The organism is Gottfriedia sp. NPDC058432 (assembly GCF_042721555.1).
Taxonomy (GTDB): domain Bacteria; phylum Bacillota; class Bacilli; order Bacillales; family Bacillaceae_G; genus Gottfriedia.
In genome coordinates this window covers 1-22,531 of the sequence record NZ_JBHXLC010000024.1, presented here as the reverse complement: position 1 = coordinate 22,531, position 22,531 = coordinate 1, and the positions used below count along the sequence as shown (strand labels likewise).

23 protein-coding genes and 1 pseudogene are annotated in these 22,531 nt (G+C 34.7%); 11 read left to right on the top strand and 13 right to left on the bottom strand.

Annotation, left to right across the window (positions count from 1 at the left end; translation table 11 throughout):
• Positions 1–165: 165 nt before the first annotated feature.
• A complete protein-coding gene (locus ACFWM3_RS19575; protein ID WP_390312608.1) occupies positions 166–711 on the top strand; it encodes a DUF3231 family protein in 546 nt (181 codons plus the stop codon).
• 193 nt (positions 712–904) lie between these two features.
• Positions 905–1,603, top strand: a complete 699-nt coding sequence (locus ACFWM3_RS19570; protein WP_390312606.1) for a hypothetical protein — start codon at positions 905–907, stop codon at positions 1,601–1,603.
• A 385-nt stretch (positions 1,604–1,988) separates the two neighbouring features.
• On the opposite strand, the gene ACFWM3_RS19565 is transcribed toward ACFWM3_RS19570, so the two are convergent.
• Together ACFWM3_RS19565 and ACFWM3_RS19560 are read right to left on the bottom strand one after the other, a co-directional pair.
• Positions 1,989–2,696, bottom strand: coding sequence for an SDR family oxidoreductase (locus ACFWM3_RS19565; RefSeq protein ID WP_390312605.1), 708 nt, complete (start codon positions 2,694–2,696; stop codon positions 1,989–1,991).
• Between the two features lie 45 nt (positions 2,697–2,741).
• Positions 2,742–3,914, bottom strand: a complete 1,173-nt coding sequence (locus ACFWM3_RS19560; RefSeq protein ID WP_390312666.1) for an MFS transporter — start codon at positions 3,912–3,914, stop codon at positions 2,742–2,744.
• Positions 3,915–4,157: 243 nt separating this feature from the next.
• On the opposite strand from ACFWM3_RS19560, the pseudogene ACFWM3_RS19555 reads away from it, so the two are divergent.
• Positions 4,158–5,065: pseudogene (locus ACFWM3_RS19555) on the top strand (LysR family transcriptional regulator).
• Positions 5,066–5,119: 54 nt separating this feature from the next.
• On the opposite strand, the gene ACFWM3_RS19550 reads toward ACFWM3_RS19555, so the two are convergent.
• The gene (locus tag ACFWM3_RS19550) at positions 5,120–5,536 is read right to left on the bottom strand and encodes a MerR family transcriptional regulator (RefSeq protein ID WP_390312604.1); all 417 of its coding nucleotides are present in this window, start codon (positions 5,534–5,536) and stop codon (positions 5,120–5,122) included.
• 253 nt (positions 5,537–5,789) lie between these two features.
• Here ACFWM3_RS19550 and ACFWM3_RS19545 point away from each other — a divergent pair, with 253 nt between their 5' ends.
• Complete coding sequence (locus ACFWM3_RS19545; RefSeq protein ID WP_390312603.1) at positions 5,790–6,830, top strand: NAD(P)-dependent alcohol dehydrogenase; 1,041 nt, start codon at positions 5,790–5,792, stop codon at positions 6,828–6,830.
• An 86-nt stretch (positions 6,831–6,916) separates the two neighbouring features.
• Positions 6,917–7,330 carry a cupin domain-containing protein gene (locus ACFWM3_RS19540; RefSeq protein ID WP_172795428.1) on the top strand — a complete coding sequence of 138 codons (414 nt, stop codon included), beginning with the start codon at positions 6,917–6,919 and terminating at the stop codon, positions 7,328–7,330.
• Between the two features lie 237 nt (positions 7,331–7,567).
• Here the strand turns inward: ACFWM3_RS19540 and ACFWM3_RS19535 are convergent, their stop codons facing one another.
• From ACFWM3_RS19535 to ACFWM3_RS19515, 5 genes are all read right to left on the bottom strand, one after another.
• On the bottom strand, positions 7,568–8,332 hold the full coding sequence (locus ACFWM3_RS19535) for an ABC transporter permease (RefSeq protein WP_390312601.1): 765 nt from the start codon (positions 8,330–8,332) through the stop codon (positions 7,568–7,570).
• Positions 8,332–9,093, bottom strand: coding sequence for an ABC transporter ATP-binding protein (locus tag ACFWM3_RS19530; RefSeq protein ID WP_390312600.1), 762 nt, complete (start codon positions 9,091–9,093; stop codon positions 8,332–8,334). Before ACFWM3_RS19530 ends, ACFWM3_RS19535 begins: the two co-directional genes overlap by 1 nt.
• A 101-nt stretch (positions 9,094–9,194) precedes the next feature.
• Entirely contained in the window at positions 9,195–9,539 is a 345-nt protein-coding gene (locus tag ACFWM3_RS19525; RefSeq protein WP_390312598.1) for a DUF1048 domain-containing protein, read from the bottom strand.
• 18 nt (positions 9,540–9,557) lie between these two features.
• Positions 9,558–9,935: a DUF1048 domain-containing protein gene (locus ACFWM3_RS19520; protein WP_056473784.1), complete on the bottom strand. Its 378-nt coding sequence runs from the start codon at positions 9,933–9,935 to the stop codon at positions 9,558–9,560.
• Position 9,936: 1 nt separating this feature from the next.
• Positions 9,937–10,260 carry a PadR family transcriptional regulator gene (locus ACFWM3_RS19515; RefSeq protein ID WP_129689528.1) on the bottom strand — a complete coding sequence of 108 codons (324 nt, stop codon included), beginning with the start codon at positions 10,258–10,260 and terminating at the stop codon, positions 9,937–9,939.
• A gap of 865 nt (positions 10,261–11,125) precedes the next feature.
• Here ACFWM3_RS19515 and ACFWM3_RS19510 point away from each other — a divergent pair.
• Both ACFWM3_RS19510 and ACFWM3_RS19505 read left to right on the top strand, forming a co-directional pair.
• Entirely contained in the window at positions 11,126–11,389 is a 264-nt protein-coding gene (locus tag ACFWM3_RS19510; RefSeq protein WP_390312664.1) for an ArsR/SmtB family transcription factor, read from the top strand.
• A gap of 17 nt (positions 11,390–11,406) precedes the next feature.
• Positions 11,407–12,357 carry a cation diffusion facilitator family transporter gene (locus ACFWM3_RS19505; RefSeq protein ID WP_390312596.1) on the top strand — a complete coding sequence of 317 codons (951 nt, stop codon included), beginning with the start codon at positions 11,407–11,409 and terminating at the stop codon, positions 12,355–12,357.
• A gap of 163 nt (positions 12,358–12,520) precedes the next feature.
• Here the strand turns inward: ACFWM3_RS19505 and ACFWM3_RS19500 are convergent, their stop codons facing one another.
• The gene (locus ACFWM3_RS19500) at positions 12,521–13,861 is read right to left on the bottom strand and encodes an aminotransferase-like domain-containing protein (RefSeq protein ID WP_390312595.1); all 1,341 of its coding nucleotides are present in this window, start codon (positions 13,859–13,861) and stop codon (positions 12,521–12,523) included.
• A 136-nt stretch (positions 13,862–13,997) separates the two neighbouring features.
• Between ACFWM3_RS19500 and ACFWM3_RS19495 the strand changes: the two genes are divergently transcribed.
• Together ACFWM3_RS19495 and ACFWM3_RS19490 are read left to right on the top strand one after the other, a co-directional pair.
• Positions 13,998–14,621: a nitroreductase family protein gene (locus ACFWM3_RS19495; protein WP_390312593.1), complete on the top strand. Its 624-nt coding sequence runs from the start codon at positions 13,998–14,000 to the stop codon at positions 14,619–14,621.
• Between the two features lie 151 nt (positions 14,622–14,772).
• Positions 14,773–15,708 (top strand): DMT family transporter, encoded by a 936-nt coding sequence (locus ACFWM3_RS19490; RefSeq protein WP_390312592.1) that lies wholly within the window; start codon positions 14,773–14,775, stop codon positions 15,706–15,708.
• 280 nt (positions 15,709–15,988) lie between these two features.
• Here the strand turns inward: ACFWM3_RS19490 and ACFWM3_RS19485 are convergent, their stop codons facing one another.
• Positions 15,989–16,825 (bottom strand): alpha/beta fold hydrolase, encoded by an 837-nt coding sequence (locus ACFWM3_RS19485; protein WP_390312591.1) that lies wholly within the window; start codon positions 16,823–16,825, stop codon positions 15,989–15,991.
• Positions 16,826–17,247: 422 nt separating this feature from the next.
• Here ACFWM3_RS19485 and ACFWM3_RS19480 point away from each other — a divergent pair, with 422 nt between their 5' ends.
• Positions 17,248–17,805, top strand: a complete 558-nt coding sequence (locus ACFWM3_RS19480; RefSeq protein ID WP_390312589.1) for an NADPH-dependent FMN reductase — start codon at positions 17,248–17,250, stop codon at positions 17,803–17,805.
• A gap of 123 nt (positions 17,806–17,928) precedes the next feature.
• A complete protein-coding gene (gene ycaC / locus ACFWM3_RS19475; protein WP_390312587.1) occupies positions 17,929–18,573 on the top strand; it encodes an isochorismate family cysteine hydrolase YcaC in 645 nt (214 codons plus the stop codon).
• 222 nt (positions 18,574–18,795) lie between these two features.
• On the opposite strand, the gene ACFWM3_RS19470 is transcribed toward ycaC, so the two are convergent.
• From ACFWM3_RS19470 to maeA, 3 genes are all read right to left on the bottom strand, one after another.
• On the bottom strand, positions 18,796–19,503 hold the full coding sequence (locus tag ACFWM3_RS19470) for a response regulator (RefSeq protein WP_056473752.1): 708 nt from the start codon (positions 19,501–19,503) through the stop codon (positions 18,796–18,798).
• Complete coding sequence (gene dcuS / locus ACFWM3_RS19465; protein ID WP_056473750.1) at positions 19,500–21,101, bottom strand: DcuS/MalK family sensor histidine kinase; 1,602 nt, start codon at positions 21,099–21,101, stop codon at positions 19,500–19,502. The genes ACFWM3_RS19470 and dcuS overlap by 4 nt, the downstream gene beginning before the upstream one ends.
• Before the next feature lie 262 nt (positions 21,102–21,363).
• On the bottom strand, positions 21,364–22,531 hold a 1,168-nt coding region (maeA, locus tag ACFWM3_RS19460; protein ID WP_390312586.1), incomplete at its 5' end, for an oxaloacetate-decarboxylating malate dehydrogenase.

Sequence of the window (22,531 nt, the reverse complement as noted above, 5' to 3'; positions counted from 1 at the left end):
ATAGATCTAAGGAAAAAACTAATCTAAATTCTGTACATTCTGAATAAAAAACACACAGTAAAAGCTTTTTAGTGAAAGCCTATTAGCTCATTTAAATAAATAGTATAAAATACTCAAATGGTTCAATAATAATTTTCGTACCTACCTCTTTAAAAGGAGATTAGTATGAATTTATTTGAGAAGGGAAGTAAATTTATAATGGGAGTATTAAGTGGAAATCCACAAAATGAACCTTTACATTATGGAGAAGTTTATGGTCTATGGAGTCACCTGGCAGTTTCTAAAGCTGGCGTAGATACTTACCAAGTTTATATTAACCATACAGGTGATGAAGAGTTAAAAGCATTTTTAAAACAAGTAATTGAGAGTTCAATGAAACCTGCAATTAAAGAAATTGAAGAAGTACTTCTACATAATGATATTGCAGTACCTCCTACTCCATCAGAACGACCAGAAGCAGATTTGGAACAAATTCCAGCTGGAGCTAGATTTCAAGATGCTCAAATCGCTTATATGGTTGCTGCTGGAATAGCAGCTGGAGTTACAGCAGATGCAACATTAATGAGCCAATCAATTCGTGAAGACATTGGTATGATGTTTGCTAGTTTTGGTGCTAAAAAAGCGAAAGATGGTGCGGCACTACTACAAATCATGAAAACAAAAGGTTGGTTAGTTCCGCCACCACTTCACTTTGAAACAAAACAACAATAACATTAAAAAATTGTCCACCTAAAATTAGGTGGACTTATTTTTGCTTACAGTAGTGCGCTTATTCTAAATTGTTGTTTGTGTTGTTTTTAATGGGTTAAAAGGTTCGATATATTGTCACATCTTCCATATAATTCAAGTATATTATTTCGTTAAAATTTAATTGAATTTTAATAATAGGAAAAGGAGAATGTTTATGATAAAAATTTTATACATATTTTCGTTACTACTATTAGCTTTTAGCATTATTAAACCGGTATTTGCAAATGAAGACACCCTTAGTAAAAATCTAATTATTAATGAATATATTGAGGAGGGAAATGAATTAATAATAGATGATTCTATGACTAATAGTGAGCAGAAAACCATAATTGATGAATATCTAGCAAATCCTGAATTAGAATCTTTAATCGTTTTAAATGCATCAGAACTATTAGACGATTCTGTTCCCTATGAGTATATTAATCCTAAAGCTAGACTAGGTGTTAATATGTATAAAGTAAACAACATTCGTAATGGTAGTGATGTTACAGGATCCAGTGCTATTGCCACTGCAATCGGTGAGCCAGGCGTAACGATTGGAATCTCACAAACTAAAAGTGTAGCAACTACAATCAGTTCTAGCTATGGTGCTAGTAATTCAGCATTAACTGCTTCAATAGGATGGGATGTTACCAAAAGTACCTCTGTTTTAATTTCCGGTTCAGTGAAAGTACCTAATACAGTAAATGGTAAAAAAGTTGCTAAATTAGCATTAAAAGCATACCCCGTCTACAAAACTAAAAAATTCGATTTTCATAAAATGCCTTGGTATTCAATTTATTGGGATTTGGAAGGCACAGGTACGGCTAAAAAGGCTAATGGAGTAGAATATAAAAAAACGTATACTTACTAATAATTGAGGTTATTAAAAGTGAACAAAAAATACTTATATATATTATTAATGTTAATTATACTTATAGGAAGTTTAAAGATACCTAGTATATTAGAGACGTCATATCCATTAAGTAAAGAAGATATAGGACAATCTTTTTATAATATAAAATATTTAGTACAAAGTCTGTTTTATTTAGTTTTTATCATCTTTATTAATATAATATTACTGATACTTTTTTTAAATAATAAAGAGTAAATGCTGTCTCTGGAAAATCTCGTTCATTTGGTTTACCAACAAAAGAAAATATTAACTGCTTACAAGCTACATATTGAAAAAAGTGCATTTTCACAATATAGAATAATGCACTTCTTTTTCAATATGTTTCAATCACAAAGATTAATCGTTACCAATCAATTCTTTCTCCATCTCTAAAAAACTCTCCATTAGGTCCATCGTTTCCAATTGTTGCTAGCCAAATAATAGACTTTGCAGCTTGCTCAGGAGTTCTTGGGGCAGATGGTCCACCCATATCAGTACTTACCCATCCCGGATCGACGGCATTCATTTTGATATCTCCTTTGATTTCTGCAGCTAACAATCTTGTCAATCCATTTAGGGCAAGTTTAGATAGCTTATACGCTCCTACTTCTGGAAATGCCATTTCACTCATCGCTCCATATTCTGAAGAAACATTAATAATTCTTCCATAACCTTGTTTCTCCATAATAGGAATAAATGCACGAATCACATTGTACACACCGAAAAAGTTGGTTGTCATCGTTTTCTCGAGAATTGTCGGTTCCATTTTTAATAAATTTTTATCTTCATGAAAAAGCACGCCAGCATTGTTAATCAATACATCTAATCTTCCAAACTTCTGACTAACAACATAGGCAGCATTGTTGATGCTTTCTTGATTGTTTACATCCATCTCTATAAAGAAAACGTCTAGATTGAAATCATTAAATTTCTGGGTTATTAATTGTCCATTTTCAAAATCACGACTTGTTAAAATTACTTTAAAACCATCCAAAGCCAAATGTTTGACAAACTCATATCCAATTCCTCGATTTCCACCAGTTACAAGTGCAATTCTTTTTTCATGTAACATATAGCTCCTCCTTGTATCGTTTTTCCCATTAAAAAGGTATCTCCCTTATAAGGAAAGTTGTTTAGTTGAATTAGATAAATAATTTCTGAATAGAATACTTACCAAACCAAGTATCAATGATAAAATTCCCACTAATATGACATATCGTGTACCTAACTCAGTTATAAATGTCCCACCTACAGCTGCACCAATTGTTGTTCCTATGTTACAAGCAGACAAAAATAAACCATTACCAAAATCTGGGGCCTCGGGTGCTGATGATGTAATCCAATATTGATTGATATTCCCACCAATACCAGCTAAAATCCCCCATGCTAATGTAATAAACAAAACAGATACGGTAAAACCACCTGTAAAGAATAAAATGATATAAACGATCGCTAATATAAATGGATAGATGACTACAGTTTTACTCGCATTTTTCGTAAGTAATTTCCCTGCTACTACGTTACCTATAATATTAGCGCTACCAAATATGAAAAATATTAAACTTATAAGTTTCGGAGATATATTCGTAACTGCTTTTAAATACTCAGCAAAATAACTATATACTCCAAATACGGCTGAATTTAATAAAATAACTCCCACGATTGAAAGCAATGTAATCGATTTTTTTAAAACGCTTAATTGCCTTCCGTAAGAAAGTCTTTCCTTTACAGGCATCGATGGTAAAAAGAGTAATGTAGCAATAAATACAATTATATTAACAATAGCAAAGAACGCCATTGCTAATTGCAAATTAGCTGCACTTGCAATAAAACTTACAATCGGTACACCTACAACCATCCCTGCAGAAACCCCAATAAATACTTTAGAGACAGCTTTTGTAGCTTCATCTTTACTTACTGAAGCAGCAGCTACTGTAAAAGCTAAAGAACAATAGATCGGATGAAAAAATGCTGGAATTATACGAGCTAGCAAAAGAACGTTAAAACTATTTGTAAATATTGAAACCATATTCCCCGCTATGAAAATACTAAGGACAAGTAACATCACTTTCTTGCGATCTATTCCCGAAAATAATAACGGCATCGTTGGTCCAGCTAATGCAACAGCAAATGCAAATAGACTCACTAACAACCCTGCTTGAGTTACACTAACATCATATTGCGCTGCAATATCTGGTAATATCCCAATAACCCCCATTTCAGTGTTTAAAATGCCGAAAACACCAAACGATAGTATAAATAAAAGTAAGTAATTACCTCTCACTCTAATCCCCCTTAGTAATTTAAAAAACACCCATCATGGAAGAAAATCGAGAGTGTTTACAAATTTAGATTTTAAAAGTTACTAAAACACATGTTTAGCTTGGCAATGATTACTATTTCATTTCACTCTTTGTAATCTATTCTAATGTACTTTTTTCATATAGCAATTGCTTATATCTTATAACTTGATATGCTTGCTAGGCATATCAAGTTTATATATACTGGTATCATTATTAAGGGGGAATGATGCATGGAACTAAGAGTATTGCGATATTTTCTTACTGTAGCAAGAGAAGGAAGTATTACGGGTGCTGCAGATTTTTTGCATATTACTCAGCCTACCTTATCAAGACAGATAAAGGATCTTGAACAAGAGTTAGGAAAAAACTATTTACTCGCAGTAGTCACAGTATAATTCTTACAGAAGAAGGAATGATTCTGCGAAAAAGAGCAGAAGAAATCGTTGATATGGTAGATAAATTAGAGGCAGAATTTAGCTCAATGGAAGAAACAATTAGTGGTGATGTTTACATAGGTAGTGGAGAAACAGAAGCCATGAAACAGATTGCACGAGTAGTAAAAATTCTACAGTTTAGCTATCCAAGTATACGATATCACCTTTACAGTGGTAACGAAGACGATGTGACTGAACGGCTAGACAAAGGGTTAATCGATTTTGGGATTCTAATTCAACCCGCTGATTTATCAAGATACAATTATATAAATATCCCAGCCAAAGATGTTTGGGGAGTTGTTATGAGAAAAGACAGTCCTCTTGCCTTAAAAGATACTATTCAAGCTAGGGATTTGTTAAATATTCCATTAATCTGTTCGAGACAAGCAATGAAAAATACATTTTCTAAAAATGAATTTGCGGATTGGTTTAGGGAAGAATTTGATAAACTAAATATTGTGACTACTTACAACTTAGCTTATAATGCTGCGATTATGGTTGAAGAAGGTATTGGATATGCGATCGTACTTGATAAAATCGTGAATACATCTAGTGATAGTAACCTTTGTTTTAGACCGCTAGAGCCAAGGCTAGAATCTGGCCTAAATATCGTTTGGAAAAAACATCAAGTTTTTTCGGCTGCTGCAAATCTGTTTTTAAGAAAAATACAGGAGGAGTTTTCAAATTTTGCAAGTTTTCAATAAATTGAATTACCCCCCAATATTCATATACACAAATATGAATATTGAGGGCTTCTGTTACTTAGTAACGAAATTCCCTATTTTTTTACTTTTAAAAATAGCTTCCGTTCCTGCTTCCAAAGCAGTCTCGTAATATGAACATTTATGCTGGATTATTTTCATCGTTCTTTTTAATTCTTCCATCTGTGCTTCTACACTAGCTTTTCTTTCCAAAAACATGTCATATCTTTGTTGTAATGTAGAGTCTCCATCGGAACACCATTCAATGAAATTTTTAATTTCCTTAATAGGCATCCCAGTCGCTTTCAAACATTCAATTACTTTTAAAGCTTCTATATCGGATTCTTTAAACACTCGTATTCCACTAGTTGTCCGTTCTACAAATGGCATTAAGCCTTCTTTGTCGTAGTATCTCAAAGCATATACTGTAAGATTCAATTCTTTTGCTACTTCACCGATCGAATATGTCTTCAATATTAATCTTCCTTTCATTTAGATCTAGACCTCGAGTTAACTCTATTATTATGAATGGATTTTATCACGTTATTTTTTTGATGTCATTTTTAAGTACACAAAATTTTTTCTTTCTTAAAAATATCATTTAATCACTTGACCTAGAGTTAACTAGAGGGAATATCATGGTGGTGAAAGAGAAAAAAATGATTGAATAGTTCAACCCAAGTGTTTAATTTATTCTCTTAGAAAATATTAATTTGGAGGTTTTATAATGATAACTGCAAAAGCACGAGCTGTTGATGGTCCTGACAAATCCTTTCGAGTTGCTGAGATTAAACGACGTGATCTTGATTTAAATGATGTTCTAATTGAAATTAAATATGCTGGAATATGCCATTCTGACATCCATACTGCACATGGAGAATGGGGTCATGTGCACTACCCACTTGTACCGGGGCATGAAATTGCAGGAGTAATCACCGATGTAGGAGCAGAAGTTACAAAATATAAGATTGGTGACAGAGTTGGCGTTGGATGTATGGTAGACTCTTGTGGCGATTGTGAAAACTGTCGTAAAGGAGAAGAACAGTATTGTCTTAAAGGAAATATCCCTACTTATGCTGGTGTTGACAAATACGGTGAGCCAACTCAGGGTGGTTACTCAACCCACATAGTTGTAACTGAGGATTTCGTAGTTAGAATTCCAGATAATATTGAACTTGATGTTGCAGCACCATTACTTTGTGCAGGTATTACTACATATTCTCCATTAAACCATTGGGGAGCAGCACCTGGTAAGAAGGTAGCTGTTATTGGTATGGGTGGTCTTGGTCATATGGCTGTCAAAATTGCACATGCAATGGGTGCAGAGGTAACCGTTCTATCACAAACATTGAACAAAAAAGATGATGGTTTACATTTTGGAGCAAGCCATTACTATTCTACAAACGATGCAGAAACATTTGAAAAACTTGCAGGTACTTTCGACCTAATTATTAACACTGTAAGTGCAAAGATTAATTTGGATGCCTATTTAAGGTTACTCACTTTGGATGGTACGCTAGTAAATGTCGGTGCTCCAGCAGAGCCGTTGTCACTTAGTGTTTTTTCACTTATAGGTCATCGTCGTTCATTTGCAGGTTCAATGATTGGAGGAATTCGTGAGACTCAGGAGATGTTAAACTTCTGTGGAGAACATAACATTGTACCTAATATTGAAGTTATTTCAGCTGATCAAATTGACGAAGCATACAAGCGAGTTCTAGCTTCTGATGTGAAGTATCGATTTGTCATCGATACTAGCACTATGTAGGGTGTACGATTTAATTATTACTTATATTTTTTGAGATGTCCTAAAAGCATTGCTTTTGTGGCATCTTTTTTAATCGAGGAAGAAAAATGATAAAAAATGAAGAAGTAAAAAATGGTGTCATATTCCCTGTTGGCGAAAAAAATGAAGCATACGCACAATTTTTTGTAGGACAAAGTTATCTTAAAACCTTAATTGCCGATCCTAAAGTGAATGTTGGTGTTGGGAACGTGACCTTTGAACCTGGTTGTAGAAATAATTGGCATATCCATCATGATGGATTTCAAATTTTATTAGTAACCGGCGGAGAAGGTTGGTACCAAGAAGAAGGTAAACCAGCTCAATTCTTAAAGGCAGGTGATGTGATTGTTACTCACGACGGTGTGAAACACTGGCATGGTGCTGCAAAGGATAGTTGGTTTGAACATATTGCAATAACTGCAGGTACACCGGAGTGGCTGGAACCTATTTCAGATGAAGAATATGAAACTTTAACTAATTAAATTTTAAAAACTATCTCAAAAAGTAACCTGTATTACAGAATGATTTTAAAAAATAGTCGATAATCTAAATACTTTTTCTTCAATTTTAATATATTGTACTATGTATTTTCTTTTTACCAAATTTCACCTATTTTAAAGAGAAACTAAGGTTTCTCTTTTTTTTAAAATATCTTTGAAAATATAAACCAAGAAAAAAGTACAGACTGAAATAATTCCTCAACCTGTACTACGCTATTTTTATTTCATTCGTTTTTTATATACCTTCATCGAAATCATATAAAACATAATCCCAATTCCCACTAACCATAGCACTGCTGTTACGATCGCACTAAAATCCGGCTGTCCAGCTAAAAGGGAACGCACACTTTCGGCGATTGGCGTCATTGGTTGATTTTCTGCAAATGCTCTAAGTTTGCTACCCATATTATTCGTTGGGACAAAGGCAGAACTTACAAACATTAAGCCCATTAGTAGATAAGAGAACACGCTCGCACCTTCATACGATTTTGACATTAGTCCGCATGCTACTGCTATCCAAGTGAAAGAAAATACGGTAAGCAGGATCATACCAACTGCTAATAGCCATTCAACAAAATCAGCGTGAGGACGGAATCCCATGATAAAAGAAATGAGAATGACCGCAGCAACTGATAATAAGTTTAATATTAAAGTTGAGATGACATGCCCTCCCAATATCGATGATTTGGCGATTGGCATGGAATGGAATCGATCAAAGATACCTCTAGTCATGTCTGTATTCACCCGAACTGCTGTATAGGAAATCCCCATTCCAATACACATAAGCAACACACCTGGAACGATAAAATTCACATAATCTACTTTATCCATTGTCATGGCACTACCGAAAATATAGACAAAAGCAAGCATTAGCATAATCGGCATGAGAATTGTTGTAATAATTGTGTCAATACTTCTTAGTGAATGCTTCATCACCCGACTGCTCATTGTAATTGTATCGCTGAAAAAATGGTTTCCACTCATTACAATTCTCCTTTCTTTCCGGTAACAGCGAGGAAAATTTCCTCAAGGTTCGGCTGTTTTTCCACGTATTCCACTTTCTTAGGTGGAAGAATTGCTTTTAATTCCTCCAAAGTTCCTTGAACGAGAATCTTTCCTTCATGTAAAATCGCAATGCGGTCAGCTAGTTGTTCAGCTTCTTCTAAATATTGGGTAGTGAGAAAAACGGTAATACCAGCTTTTGCCATATCACGAATCACTTCCCACAAAGCTAAACGTGCTTCAGGGTCAAGTCCAACAGAAGGCTCATCAAGAAAAACAAGTTCAGGTGACCCAAGTACTGTCATTGCTAAATCCAAGCGTCGTTTCATACCGCCTGAATAAGTAGCAAGAGCACGATTTCCAGCTTCCACTAAATCAAAGCGACGTAGACTTTCTTCCACAGCTTCTTTCCGATTAGGTAAATGGCGAAGTTTTGCTACTAAATCGAGATTTTCACGTCCCGTCAAAATATCATCTACTGCAACGTTTTGTCCGGTTAGACTAATTTTTTCACGAACTTGTTGTGGGTTTGTTTGAAGGTTGGCATTACAAACTTCAATTTCACCCGTATCTGCTTGCAATAATGTAGTCAAAATTTTAATAATAGTCGTTTTACCAGCACCATTTGACCCAAGTAAAGCGAAGACACTGCCTTTTTCCACTTCAAAATCTACACCTTTTAGAACCTCAATTTCTTTGAAGGATTTTTTTAGCCCTTTCACTGAAATTGCTGTATTGCTCATAATTATTTCCCTCCCATATATGAAGTTGAAGGCGCGTTCTAAAACAGCGTAGTAGCGCCTGCAACTGTTTTTTCTATATTGAATGACAATTAATCCAGCGCTTATTTTTTCTTACCCACACGATCTAGAACGCTTTTGTTCAAATTATTGCGTAACTTATCATCCCATCTTTTCGCTTGATCGGTAAGCCCATTAGCGAATGCTGTCAAGTCTTCACCTGTCACTTCCAATACGTCTTTGCCATTTGCCGCACCATCTTCAAACAAATCAATGAGATCATATTGGATTCTCAGCATATCCATGCCACTTCCAGAGGCGAAACTCCACATATAGTTACAGATTGTTTTGTATGCTTCTGAGTAGTTTTCAGGCAAAGCTTCCACACGCGCCATCATTTCTTTGTATTCTTTTTTGTCATCAAGTATCTTTTTGATAAAATTTATCATGATTTTTAGCCCCCTAATTTATTTTTTATTTGTCCAAATTTTTACTTGCTGCTCAACTCTACTCTCAATGTCTTTTTTCAAATCTACTTGCCCTCCAAATATACTCGCTGATTCTCCATCTAATTTTGAAAGAGCCATTAATTCGTCAGCAAATGCCGCCACGTCTTCACCGGTAACATCTAGTACATGCTTGCCTTCTGCTGAACTTGCTTCAAACAGTTCATATAAATTGATGATTTCTTCACCAAATCCATAACCGAAATTCCACATGTATTTTTGAATCTTTTTAAACACAAAAGCGTAATCGCTCGGTAGAGAATTTACTTTTTTCATAAATGCTTTATATTCTTTCTTGCTTTCTAAATCGCCAATGATTAACTCTATAAATTTCTTCATATTACTTCTCCCCTTTTAGAATATTTATTTTTGATGAAACAAAATCCCATTTTTTCCAAAATTGCTGTAATTCCTCATGTCCAGCTTCGGTTAACGAATAAAACTTTCGAGGTGGACCCATTTCAGAACGTTTTTTCTCAATATTTACTAACTCTTTCTTTTCGAGCCTTATCAAAATTGTGTAGACAGTACCTTCGACAACCTCTGTAAAACCTAGATCATTAAGGAGACGAGTAATTTCATAGCCGTAAGTATCACCTCGACTAATGATTTCCAGTACACAACCTTCTAACGAACCTTTGAGCATTTCTGTTAAATTTTCCATTGCTTACACCTCCTCTATTCGTTGGTTAAATTAGTTTTCGGTCTATATTGAATAGATAAAACCGTTTTTCAAGCTAATTAGTAATACAGATATTCAGTCTCACTTAGTACTGGATAAAAAAAATATCTAAAATAGCCAATGGATCAAGGATTTCAAATGATAATTTTTACATGAACTCTTTTCAGCTATCTAGCGTGACTGATATTCAGTGTTACTTAGTAATAGTATATTGTATTACTAAGTAGAGAAAATGTGAACCATTTTATAAAAAAAATTTTATAAACATTTCCTACTATTTAGTATTACAGATATTCAGTATTACTTAGTACCATTACATAGTAACACTAAGTAGCGATACTTATCAAGTTGTTAACAAAAAAAATTTAAAAATGTATTTTTACCAGCTAAAGAAGCAAGATAAACATTGCAAACATTCCCAAATTGTCCTTCATCTGGTCATCCAACGAGTTGGAAACACGAGCAATAATAAATTTTAAAAAGACAGCACTAATATGCTATCTTTTTTATTTGGACAGAAATAAAAATAAGTTATACAGTTCAACTTTACATTTGATGTAAAGGAATATTCTTCCTGTAATAAAATTTTGTGGAGATAACAAAGATAGCAATAGAAAAACAATTGACTTATATGAATACTTGCTCATATAATGATAGTAGATATATGAGTACTTGCTCATATAATGATAGTAGATATATGAGTACTTGCTCATATAATGATAGTAGATATATGAGTACTTGCTCATATATACATGTATTTAACATTTCTGATAACTGGAGGAATCTCTCATTGACAAATGAAAATATTCAACCATGCGAACAACATCTCGATGAAGAAACAGTGTTCATGGTATCTCAAACATTTAAAGCTTTAAGTGACCCTACTAGAATACGGATCTTAAATTTATTATGTACGAAAGAACATTCCGTAAATGAGATTGCAGACATTTTAGATTTGGGTCAATCGACAGTTTCACATCAATTGCGATTTTTAAAAAATTTACGACTAGTCAAGTTTAGACGTGAAGGTACTTCACTCTTTTATTCTCATGACGATGAACACATTATGAATTTATTAAAACAGTCAATTGAGCATGCTACACATACCTAATGTTTTAAATAGGGGGAATGAAGGTGGGACATAATCATGATCATACTCATAGTACAAATAAAAAAGTATTACTAATTTCATTTATCATTATTACAGGGTATATGATTATTGAGGCAATTGGCGGTTATATAACGAATAGTCTTGCACTATTATCGGATGCTGGTCATATGTTAAGTGATTCAATCTCCCTAGCAATCGCGTTAGTCGCATTTAAATTAGGTGAAAAAGCCGCAAGCAAAAGTAAAACATTTGGTTATAAACGATTCGAAATTCTAGCAGCAGTATTAAATGGTGTCACGTTAATTTTGATTGCACTCTATATTTTCTACGAGTCGATCAATCGTTTCACAAATCCACCTAAAATAGCCTCAACGGATATGCTAATAATCAGTGTAATTGGTTTATTAGTCAATATACTGGTGGCCTGGATTATGATGCGTGGTGCAGACACCGAAGAAAATATAAATATGCGCGGTGCTTATTTACATGTCTTAAGTGATATGCTTGGTTCAGTTGGTGCGATTATTGCTGCATTATTAATGATTTTCTTTGGGTGGGGATGGGCAGATCCGTTGGCGAGCGTGATTGTAGCCGCTTTAGTACTGAGAAGTGGTTATTATGTCACAAAAGCTTCTATTCATGTGTTGATGGAAGGAACACCAAAAGAAGTCAATCTAAACGAAGTGATTCAATTAATAGAAAAAACAGATGGGATTCAAAGCGTACATGATTTACATCTTTGGACGATTACAAGTGGTCTAAATGCCCTTTCTTGTCACGCTGTGGTGGATGATCAATTAACAATTGAAGAAAGCGAAATAATTTTACGTAAAATTGAACATGACCTCGAACATAAAGGTATTATGCATGTCACAATTCAATTAGAAACTGCTGCTCATAAACACGATAATTCCATAATTTGTCAAATAAAGAATGAACCATCCGCTCATCATCATCATCATCATTAATAGAACAAAAAAGAGATAGATACATTCTATCTCTTTTTTGTTTTCTTAATACTTCACTAAAAATGTGGTAAAACACATGATTAATCATCTACAAAGGGGGGGCAGTCTACTAGTTGGTGTTTTTTGTAGTTTAATAGGTTACTTAACCGATAAGTATCGTTGTTCATACAAAGTAATTGTTAGTGTTATTTAATGAACTAGCAATTTGTTTTATTCCGTTTTCAATATCTGTAGGTTCGCAATTGGAAACGTTGATTTTTAATAATTTTTCTTGAAAATAATTATCTAAATAGTTTTGCTTAATAGATTTCACCTGAATATTTTGTTCATTTAATTGTTTAATTAATGCAGTCATATCAACTTGTTTGGGCAAAACAATATGACTGTGCATTACGAGGTCGGTTGCGTACTTAAATTTTATTAGATGAGTTTTTAAAGACGTTTGAAGTATTTGAGCACGAGCTAGATATTTATCTCTGACTTGTTTTTGATAGTGTTCAAACATACCACTTTTTAAATACAACTCTATAGCTGCTTGTGAAATCATTGAACTATCTATATCAATTACTGTTTTAAATTGCTGAAAAGTTTCTATTAACGAATCAGGTAAAACTGCTATACCAATACGTAAACCTGGGAACATAATTTTTGAAAAACTTTTCAAGTAAATAACACGACCATGCAGATCATTTGCAAACATAGGATCATTTTTATTCATATATTCAAAATCTGCTAAATAATCATCCTCTACTATATAAACATTGTATTTATAAGCTAATTTTAAGATTTCTAATTTTTCTTTTTTATTAAAGGAAGTTCCTAATGGGTTTTGAAATCTAGGCATAGTGTAAAAAAATTTTATATCACCCTCACGGAAAATTTGTTCGAGTTCTTGTAGATTAATCCCCTCTATTGTTCGCTTTATCCCTATTACAGGTAATTTATATAGTTTTACTAAGTCAATGTATAAATGATAACTTGGCTGCTCTACTAAAATCTTAGTTTTATTATTTGAAAAAGGCATAGTACTCAGTAAAAAAAGAGCTTGCTGAACGCCTGAAGTAATAAATATTTGTTTTTTTTGAGCAAATACTTGATATGATTTTAATAATTTTTCAACCTCATTTATTAAAGACGGTAAGCCCTTATCGGTACCGTATCGAAATAAGTCCGCTTGAAACGTATCAGCTGCTTTATTTAAACAATGTTGGAAATCTTGATACGGAAACGAATGCCAATTAGGAGCTGAAGTCGCAAAATCAATTTTACTCGTTTTAAATGGTTGTTTAAACATCTTATGCTCAACTACATAAAAACCACTTTTGGGTCTTGCATAAATAAGGTGTTGATTTTCTAATTTCTCAAGTGCAGTAAGGATACTACTATTACTACAAGAAAATTGTTTCGCTAAGTTTCGTATTGATGGAATCTTTGATCCCGCTTTTAACTCTCCAGATTGAATTTGAGTAAGTAAAGATTGATATACATATTCATATTTGAGCATTATATAACTCCTTTAAAGGATCCTGTATTTTTCCTGTATCGGTACAGATGTCTAATTTTTAAACGTTACAATTTTAAAATGCACATAAAATATAAGCATTGGCCGGTTCAAAATTTAGTATAGGGAGAGATGTATTTTGCGAATTCAAAAATCAAAACAAACTCTTTCATTGAAAGATTCAATCGAATCACGTCGTAGTATTCGAAAATTTATTCAAGAAACAATTCAAGACGAAGAAATCCAAGAAATTTTCAACCTTGTTAGATTAACACCTAGTGCATGGAATATTCAACCATGGCATTTTCATATTATCAAGGATATTCAACTTAAGGAAAAACTTCAAGAAGCAGCTTATGGTCAGAGACAAGTAACCTCTGCTCCAGCAGTTGTAATTATTTCAGTTGATATGGAGAATTCGATTAGCCGTTTATCCGAAACAATTCATCCTGGTATTTCTGAAGATCGAAAACAAATTGAAGTAGCTAATCTTACATCTGTATTTGAAAAGATGAGTAAAGGAGAACAAATAGCATGGGGTCTAACACAGGCAAATATTGCACTTGGTTTTCTTTTACTAGCAATTCAAGGTCTTGGTTATTCAAGCGTGCCAATGTTGGGTTTTGATCAAGCGAAAGTTAAAGAACTGTTAGGTCTTCCCGAGCATGTAGCTTTTGCTGCAATGGTACCATTTGGCCGCCCAGACTCAGATGGTTATGAACATCATCGTTTTGATTTAAATAAAATTATTACTTTTCATTAATAAGAAGGAGCAGGCTTTTTAAACCTGCTCCTTTCTCCCTTATGGTTGGATCCTCCTGTACCGATACAGATACAAATTATTTACCTCGATAAGGGTTACTTTTTTACATAAAATTAGCATTAACAGTTCTGATTAATAGGGGGAAAACATTATGACAGATAATAGAAAAGCTTATTTAGCGATTACTATTTGTTCATTAATCATTGGGTTATCATTTCTTTTTGTAAAACAAACGTTAACAATAGCATCACCACTTGATACCTTAGCACATCGTTTTACAATTGCTTGGCTTGTTGCCACGATCATTTTAATCTGTAAAAAAGAAAGTATCAGGATTAAGAAAGGTGATTTAATTAAAATTTCATTTCTTGCCACATTTTATCCAGTACTATTTTTCTCATTGCAAATTTTTGGACTAATGCAGACAACCTCCTCTGAAGCAGGTGTTATACAGGCAACAGTTCCAATATTTACTTTGATACTAGCCAGCTTACTATTAAATGAATCATCAACAATTGTACAAAAAATTGCGATATTCATTTCCGTACTTGGGGTCATGTATATTATGTATATGAATGGAGTTAAGAACATTAATACTAGTATTGTAGGTAGTATGCTAATCTTACTATCAGCGCTTGCAAATTCAATATATAATGTTTTAACAAAAAAACTCATTCAGCAATATTCATTATTTACGATCACATATTTCATTACTCTTATTGGGTTTATTGTATTTAATGGAATTACTCTATATTTGCATTTAAGGAACGGAACAATTCAACAATTTATCCAGCCTCTTAAACACAATGATTTTATAATTGCTATATTATATTTAGGGATTTTTTCTTCTTTAGGTACATCCTTTCTTTCAAATTATGCTTTATCAAAATTACCAACTTTTCAGATAAGTGTATTTCAAAATCTATCTACACTTATTACAATTTTAGTAGGTGTTTTGTATCTCAAAGAATCATTCCACTATTATCATATAATCGGTAGTTTTCTTATTATCTTTGGGGTTGTTGCTGTAAATTATTTTAATAAGAAAGTAATCGTAGATAAACATATTCGTAAAATAAATATGTAAATTTATTAAGTCAAAGAAATTTTGATAACACTCTAGATGCAGTTCAAGTTGCTAACTAAGAAATTAAATCTATATATTAAAAAACATAAAACCGTGTAATGAAAGAGGAACATTCTATCGAGGAAGTGGATCCAACAACTTAATCAAAAACTTATATATGTAGAAAAGAGGCTAAAAGAATTTTTAAATATAATATTCTATAGTCTCTTTTACGTTAAAATAAACAGGCCCTTAATAATCGCGGACCTGCTTGTTTTCGTTTATATAAAAACTATTTTAATTAGTCATTTAAAAATGTTAATAACATTTCATTAAATTCTTTTGGATGAGTTGCGTTTAATCCATGCGGACCACCTTTTATTAAAGCCAACTTACTATTAGGAATGGAATCATATGTACGTTTTCCACTTAACTCAAAAGGTACAGTTGCATCAGAGTCACCGTGAATAATAAGAGTAGGTATATTGAACTTTTCCAAGTCCTTTCTAAAATCAGTCTTACTAAAGGCCGTTATACAATCCAGTGTTCCCCTAGGTGAGGCACTAGCTGCAATATCCCGATTATATATACGGAATGGCTCACTAACTAAATCTGTTTGATTACCCGCCGCGAAAAATCCCTTCGTAAATTTGTCAAGAAATGCTAGGCGGTCGTTTATCACGCCACTTTTGAATTCTTCAATTGTTGCATCATCAAATGCTCCTTCTGGATGATCCTCTGTTTTGTATAAATAAGGAGGAACTGCACCAGCAAAAACAGCCTTTTCAATACGATCTGTACCATACGTACTAATATATCGAGCTACCTCGCCTCCACCCATAGAAAAACCAACAAGTGTGACATTTTGAAGATCTAAATGTTCTAACAGTTTATGTAAATCAGAAGCAAATGTATCATATTCATATCCTTCCCACGGCTGAGATGATTTTCCAAAGCCTCGACGATCATATGTTATTACTCTGTAACCTGCTTCAATAAGAGCTGGCACCTGATACTCCCAAGAGCGTCCACTTAAAGGCCAACCATGTATTAAGACTACAGGTTTCCCTGAACCATGGTCCTCATAATAAAGTTCAATTGGAGCATGATTTTCATTACCTACAGTAAATTTTGCCATCTAATTTTCCTCCTATGAATTTTCATTATTAAACCTATGTCCTTGCTTCTCTGATGAAAAAAACTTTTTACTCCAAAACATTAAAATATTTTTTTGCAAAATGTTTATAAGATGATTATATTCCCTTCTATTAAAATTGTAAAATTATTCCAAATACATCAAATCAATTACTATTTTAAATTACAGTTTATTTGTATAAGCCATTCTTGGTACCATCAGGTGATGGAGATGAATCCCTTTAATTTCTTTAACAGTTAGGTAATTGTCTTTCATAACAATAAGCTTGTTGCCCTTAGTTCCTAGATTTTTTGTGATAAACACTTATCGAAATAAAATAGTCAAAAGATTAGGTATAAAGCCACATTTTCCATTATGGTATATTATGGTAATATTAGGATGATTTTGACAAAAGGAGGGCGTTTATGGTTAAAACAATAGGCCTTATTTGTGGTAGTTTACGAAAAAACTCTTATAATCGAATCATTGCTCAATCATTAACAGAGATGGCTGATTCCCATCAATTTCGTTGGATCGAGATTAATGAACTACCTTTATTCAATGAAGATTTAGAAACAGATGTTCCAGAAGCAGTGACATCATTTAAGTCTGCTATCAAAGACGTTGATGGTATTATTATTGTAAGTCCAGAGTACAATTCTGGAATTCCAGGCGTATTAAAGAATGCATTGGACTGGGCATCAAGACCTCGGGAATCTGCTGTTCTTAGTAGAAAACCGGTTGGTTTAATTGGTGCAACTCCTGGAGGACTAGGTACTGTTTATGCTCAAATACAAATCAGAGAAATACTAGAAACTATGCAAGCTCATGTTCTTCCATTTCAAAAAATGCTGATTTCCCAAGTACATGAAAAGATTGATTCTGATCATAAAGTACTTACTGACGAAAAAACAAAACGTTATCTTCATCGTTATTTACAACAATTTATAAATTGGATAGATAAAACTCCTGTTTTAGATTAATAGAAGGAGTGCATTTTTTTCTGATTTTTGAGAAACTGACTGACGTGCACAAACGAAGAATTTTATGATAATATTCCAGTTTTAAACTTTGTTCGATTACTTAATTTTTAGGAGGAATACATAATGTCTGATCTCTATTCTCGTATTAATAAAGATGATGCTGTCGTTCTTTTAGTGGATCATCAAACTGGTCTTATGGCTGGACTAGTTCGTGATTATGGTGTTGACGAATTCAAGAACAATGTTTTAGCTCTTGCTCACACTGCTAAGTTTTTTGATTTACCGGTTATTTTAACAACAAGCTTTGAAAACGGACCTAATGGACCATTAATGCAAGAATTAGTTGATCTTTTTCCTAACGCGCCAAAAATAGCTCGTCCTGGACAAATTAACGCTTGGGATAATGATGATTTTGTAAAAGCAATCGAAGAAACTGGAAAAAAACAACTTATTATCGCGGGTGTAGTTACAGATGTGTGCGTTGCTTTCCCGGCACTTTCCGCTATAAATGCTGGGTATGAAGTATTTGCTGTTACTGATGCTTCAGGAACTTTCAGCAAACAAGTTGCAGATGCGGCCAATACGCGTATGGCACATAGTGGCGTGCAACTTTTGAACTGGTTTAGTGTAGCGTGCGAATTACAACGCGATTGGCGCAATGATGTCGAAGGTTTTGGTAATTTGCTTGCTAGTAATCTTCCAGGTTATCAAAATATAATTGGAAGCTATATGGCAGCTCAGCGAAATCTGAGTAAACAAAACGTATGAATTTAGAGCAGCGCTGATTTAATCAGCGCTATTTTTTATTAGAAGTAAAGCTCATCTGACGTTTAGGATGAGCCACCTCTCTTATAACTAAAATTATGGTTAATCTCTAAAATGGTAGCGCAAGCACCCACGCTACCATGTTCTTTTTAATATTTAATCTATTTAAGCAAATTATAAATAAGCGAGATCCACCGGCTTCTACACTAAAATTGGTATAAACACTTACAGAAAGTTTTTTATTAAGTACTCTTTAATTTGGTTATATTCATGCTGGTAAACAGGTCTTCCAATGGTCCCATATATAACCTTGACATCAAGGATCCCTAAATCCTTTAAGAAGTTCAGATACTTTCTCGCTGATACCCTTGAAATGCCCACAACATTTGCCACTTCTTCGGTGGAAAATGGCACCTCTTTCAATTCCTGAATCGCTTCCCATACTTGCTTTAAGGTATCTTTAGTCAACCCTTTTGGGAGCTCTTCAACTATTGCAGCTTCATCTCTGTGAAAAAGATAATTATCAAGCTCCTGTTGGCTAACTGCTTCCAGTTTATCGGTAAACCGTGTCTTTTGCTGATAGCTGACAAGAGCAGCGTTGAACCGTTCAAATTCAAAAGGCTTTATTAAATAATCGACAACACCATACCTTAATGCCTTTTTGATTCGCTCTAGATCCGATGCTGCCGAAATAATGATTACATCAATTTCAAGTTCATTTTTCCGGAGGTACGTTAATAGCTCTAACCCCTGTTTGCCCGGCATAAAAATATCCAGAAGTATAAGCTGTATCTCTTCCTTTCCAAGCAAAAGGATCGCATCATCAACTGAATTGGCTACTGTAATCAAACGGAAACCACCAATCCTAGAAAGGTATCGTTTATTGATTTCCGCCACCATAGGGTCATCTTCAACTATCATTACATTGATCATGCCTTTTCATCCTCTGCTTTATAAGGTATATACACCGCAAAATTCGTTCCTTTTCCCGGCTTAGAAGAAATGATTAGGTCCCCTTCAAGTCTTTCAATACTCTGAGCTAAAAGATACAGTCCGACCCCGCGGTTATCTCCTTTCGTGGAGAAGCCTTTATCGAATATTTTATTTTGCATTGCATTCGTCATTCCCATACCTGTATCCTTCACTTCGATTGTTAAAATATCCTCTGCGTAATCAAGCTTTAAGTCAACTTTTTTGACAGGACTGTTCGCTATCGCTTCCATTGCATTATCGACGAGATTTCCAATAATCGTTATTAGTTCTTGGGTGATTCCCGGGTTCACAGGTTGGGGAATCTTATTGGAGCAATCAAATGTTAGTGATGCACCTGATTCTCTTGCAAAGCTTAGCTTGCCAATCAAAAATCCTGCTAGAACCGGATCCTGGACATTCTTGGTTACAAAACCCATTTCCATTTCCCGGTGGTTAACCGTTTCACTCACATAGTTCGCAAGTGTATCATATTGTTCAGTACGGACAAGGCCAAGAATAACATGCATCTTATTCATGAATTCATGGGCATGGGCACGGAGGGCATCCGCATAATTCTTCACACCTGTGAGCTGTTCGGCCAATAACTGAACTTCCGTTTTATCACGGAATGTCGCAATTGCTCCAACCGGTTGATTATCCACCACTACCGGTACCCTGTTTACCAAAATAGTAACCCCATGCAAATCCTGTTCCTGATCAACCTCAGTTTCTCCAGATTTCAAAATACGGGTTAAGCGTGTCTCAGGCAAATAATCTTCTATTTTGAGTCCCTTTGGATTCCCTTCTAGGCCAGCTTTTTTAAAAAGCTTTTGGGCTGCCCTATTTACAAGGGTAATTTTTCCTTCTTGGTCAATGGCTATAATTCCCTCACGCACAGATTGGAGCATGGAACTCCGCTCTTCAAGCAGCCTGGCAATAGCGAACGGCTCAAGGCCCAATAGGATTTTTTTGATAAACCTGGCCAAACCCACCGCACCGGTTACCCCGATTAATATTCCAATTATTGTTCCAATCAGCATCCCCATCCGGCCTTTATGTACAGCCTTCGTTACGTTTTCCAAAGAAATTCCTACAGCAACAGCGCCGACTTGTTTCCCTTTTGAATTCTTTATAGGTGTAAATGCCCGCATGGAAGGGCCGAGAATCCCCTTTGAGTTAGATACATACTCTTTCCCTCGAAGGACTGGGCCTTCATCTCCTCCCCTGAATCTCTTTCCAATTTCACTGGGATCTGGATGGGAAAGCCGAATTCCTTTCATATCCATGACGACAATAAAGTTAACATGCGTTAAATCTTTTATTTGATTAGCAATAACCTCTACTACTGTCGAATTTGTTTTCCCTTCAAGAGACCCAATCACTTGCGGGTTAAGAGAAACGATCTTTGCAATATTAAGTACCTTTTCTTTCTGTGTCTCTTCTACACTGGAGGTAATTCTTTTACTGATTAGCAAATCGGTTATACCTAGTGACAAAGCGACAACAAGGCATACAAAAAAAATGATGATGGCTTGTAAACTAAATCTGCCCTTTTTCATATTCTCCTCCAGGTTATCTGCATAATTATAGTATGAATAAGGTTTATCCATTACATACTAAGAGACCGCAAAGCTCTCTGGAAAGAGGTTTGCAGTCTCTCTTATTAGTAAAATTTCCCCCGCCACAATTGGTTAAAGAATGCAATTGTAACGAAATAAAGATGGAGTCAACGTAAAACTTTGCTCCATCTTTATTTTTATCCAATATTTAGACTCTGTTTTATTATTAAGGACTAACTGTTATTAGCATTACCCGTAACTTCTATACTTCTAAAGCTTCCCTTTTTATTTCTTTATACTCAGGTTTCCACATTGCTTCTTCAATCGCATTTTCAACATCTTGAATATCTATCTTTGCAATTCCTTCATGTATTGCAGCATGGGCTACTTCAATGGCTACGTATTTTGAGACTTCATGAAGCTTTTCAATTGATGGCAGAAGGGATGCTCCAACTTTACTGGTGTCAGACATACTTGCAACCGCATTAGCAGCCGCTGCAAACATTCCTTTTGAGATCACTTCAGCTTTTGCAACAATCGCTCCCAATCCTAGGCCTGGGAAGACAAATGCGTTATTTGATTGTCCAATTTCATAAGAAACACCTTTGTATTCCACATTGGCAAACGGGCTGCCTGTTGCAATTAGAGCCTTGCCATCGGTCCACTTAATCAGATTTTCCGGCACTGCTTCAGTCAATGCAGTAGGGTTGGACATAGGCAAGATGATGGGACGCTCAACGTGCTTGGCCATTTCTTTAATAATTTCTTCAGTGAACGCGCCGGCTTGTCCAGAAGTACCAATCAGGATTGTTGGCTTTACCCTTTGAACTACTTCCATTAATGAAATGATCCCTTTCTCATCCTTATCCCAGTCCTTAACTTCATCTACTTTTCTTGCATAAGGCTTCTGGAAGTGCAGAACATCTGCTGTTTCATCTGTTAGTAGACCCCGATAGTCTACAGCCCAGAAACGATCTAATGCTTCTTCTCTTGTTAATCCTTCTAGAACCATGGCATCTGCCATTTGGTCTGCGTTACCGATGCCGGCAGCCCCTGGTCCAAAGACAACAATGCGTTGGTCCTTCAGGGATTCTCCTGTTACTTTCAAAGCAGACATCATAGCAGCAAGAGTAACAGCACCTGTCCCCTGGATGTCATCGTTGAAGGTAAGGATTTTGTCACCATATTTGTCCATAATTTTTCGCGCATTGACGTTGCCAAGGTCCTCCCAGTGAATGAGAACCTCTGGAAAGAACTTTCTTGTAGTTTGAACGAATAAATCAATGAATTGATCATAACGATCACCTCGGACACGTGCGAATTTGTTACCGATATACATAGGATCTGCAATCAAAGCCTGATTGTTCGTGCCAACATCCAACACGATTGGTAGAACACGGTTTGGATCAATACCAACTGCAGCCGTGTAC

Coding starts and splice junctions, on each gene's coding strand:
- ACFWM3_RS19480 (WP_390312589.1), top strand. CDS start 17,248: ATGGTTAAAACAATAGGCCTTATTTGTGGTAGTTTACGAAAAAACTCT.
- ACFWM3_RS19500 (WP_390312595.1), bottom strand. CDS start 13,861: ATGCTCAAATATGAATATGTATATCAATCTTTACTTACTCAAATTCAA.
- ACFWM3_RS19535 (WP_390312601.1), bottom strand. CDS start 8,332: ATGAGTGGAAACCATTTTTTCAGCGATACAATTACAATGAGCAGTCGG.
- ACFWM3_RS19530 (WP_390312600.1), bottom strand. CDS start 9,093: ATGAGCAATACAGCAATTTCAGTGAAAGGGCTAAAAAAATCCTTCAAA.
- ACFWM3_RS19505 (WP_390312596.1), top strand. CDS start 11,407: ATGAAGGTGGGACATAATCATGATCATACTCATAGTACAAATAAAAAA.
- ACFWM3_RS19515 (WP_129689528.1), bottom strand. CDS start 10,260: ATGGAAAATTTAACAGAAATGCTCAAAGGTTCGTTAGAAGGTTGTGTA.
- ACFWM3_RS19525 (WP_390312598.1), bottom strand. CDS start 9,539: ATGATAAATTTTATCAAAAAGATACTTGATGACAAAAAAGAATACAAA.
- ACFWM3_RS19470 (WP_056473752.1), bottom strand. CDS start 19,503: ATGATCAATGTAATGATAGTTGAAGATGACCCTATGGTGGCGGAAATC.
- ACFWM3_RS19490 (WP_390312592.1), top strand. CDS start 14,773: ATGACAGATAATAGAAAAGCTTATTTAGCGATTACTATTTGTTCATTA.
- ACFWM3_RS19520 (WP_056473784.1), bottom strand. CDS start 9,935: ATGAAGAAATTTATAGAGTTAATCATTGGCGATTTAGAAAGCAAGAAA.
- ACFWM3_RS19545 (WP_390312603.1), top strand. CDS start 5,790: ATGATAACTGCAAAAGCACGAGCTGTTGATGGTCCTGACAAATCCTTT.
- ACFWM3_RS19565 (WP_390312605.1), bottom strand. CDS start 2,696: ATGTTACATGAAAAAAGAATTGCACTTGTAACTGGTGGAAATCGAGGA.
- ACFWM3_RS19485 (WP_390312591.1), bottom strand. CDS start 16,825: ATGGCAAAATTTACTGTAGGTAATGAAAATCATGCTCCAATTGAACTT.
- ACFWM3_RS19570 (WP_390312606.1), top strand. CDS start 905: ATGATAAAAATTTTATACATATTTTCGTTACTACTATTAGCTTTTAGC.
- ACFWM3_RS19510 (WP_390312664.1), top strand. CDS start 11,126: ATGGTATCTCAAACATTTAAAGCTTTAAGTGACCCTACTAGAATACGG.
- dcuS (WP_056473750.1), bottom strand. CDS start 21,101: ATGAAAAAGGGCAGATTTAGTTTACAAGCCATCATCATTTTTTTTGTA.
- ACFWM3_RS19575 (WP_390312608.1), top strand. CDS start 166: ATGAATTTATTTGAGAAGGGAAGTAAATTTATAATGGGAGTATTAAGT.
- ycaC (WP_390312587.1), top strand. CDS start 17,929: ATGTCTGATCTCTATTCTCGTATTAATAAAGATGATGCTGTCGTTCTT.
- ACFWM3_RS19540 (WP_172795428.1), top strand. CDS start 6,917: ATGATAAAAAATGAAGAAGTAAAAAATGGTGTCATATTCCCTGTTGGC.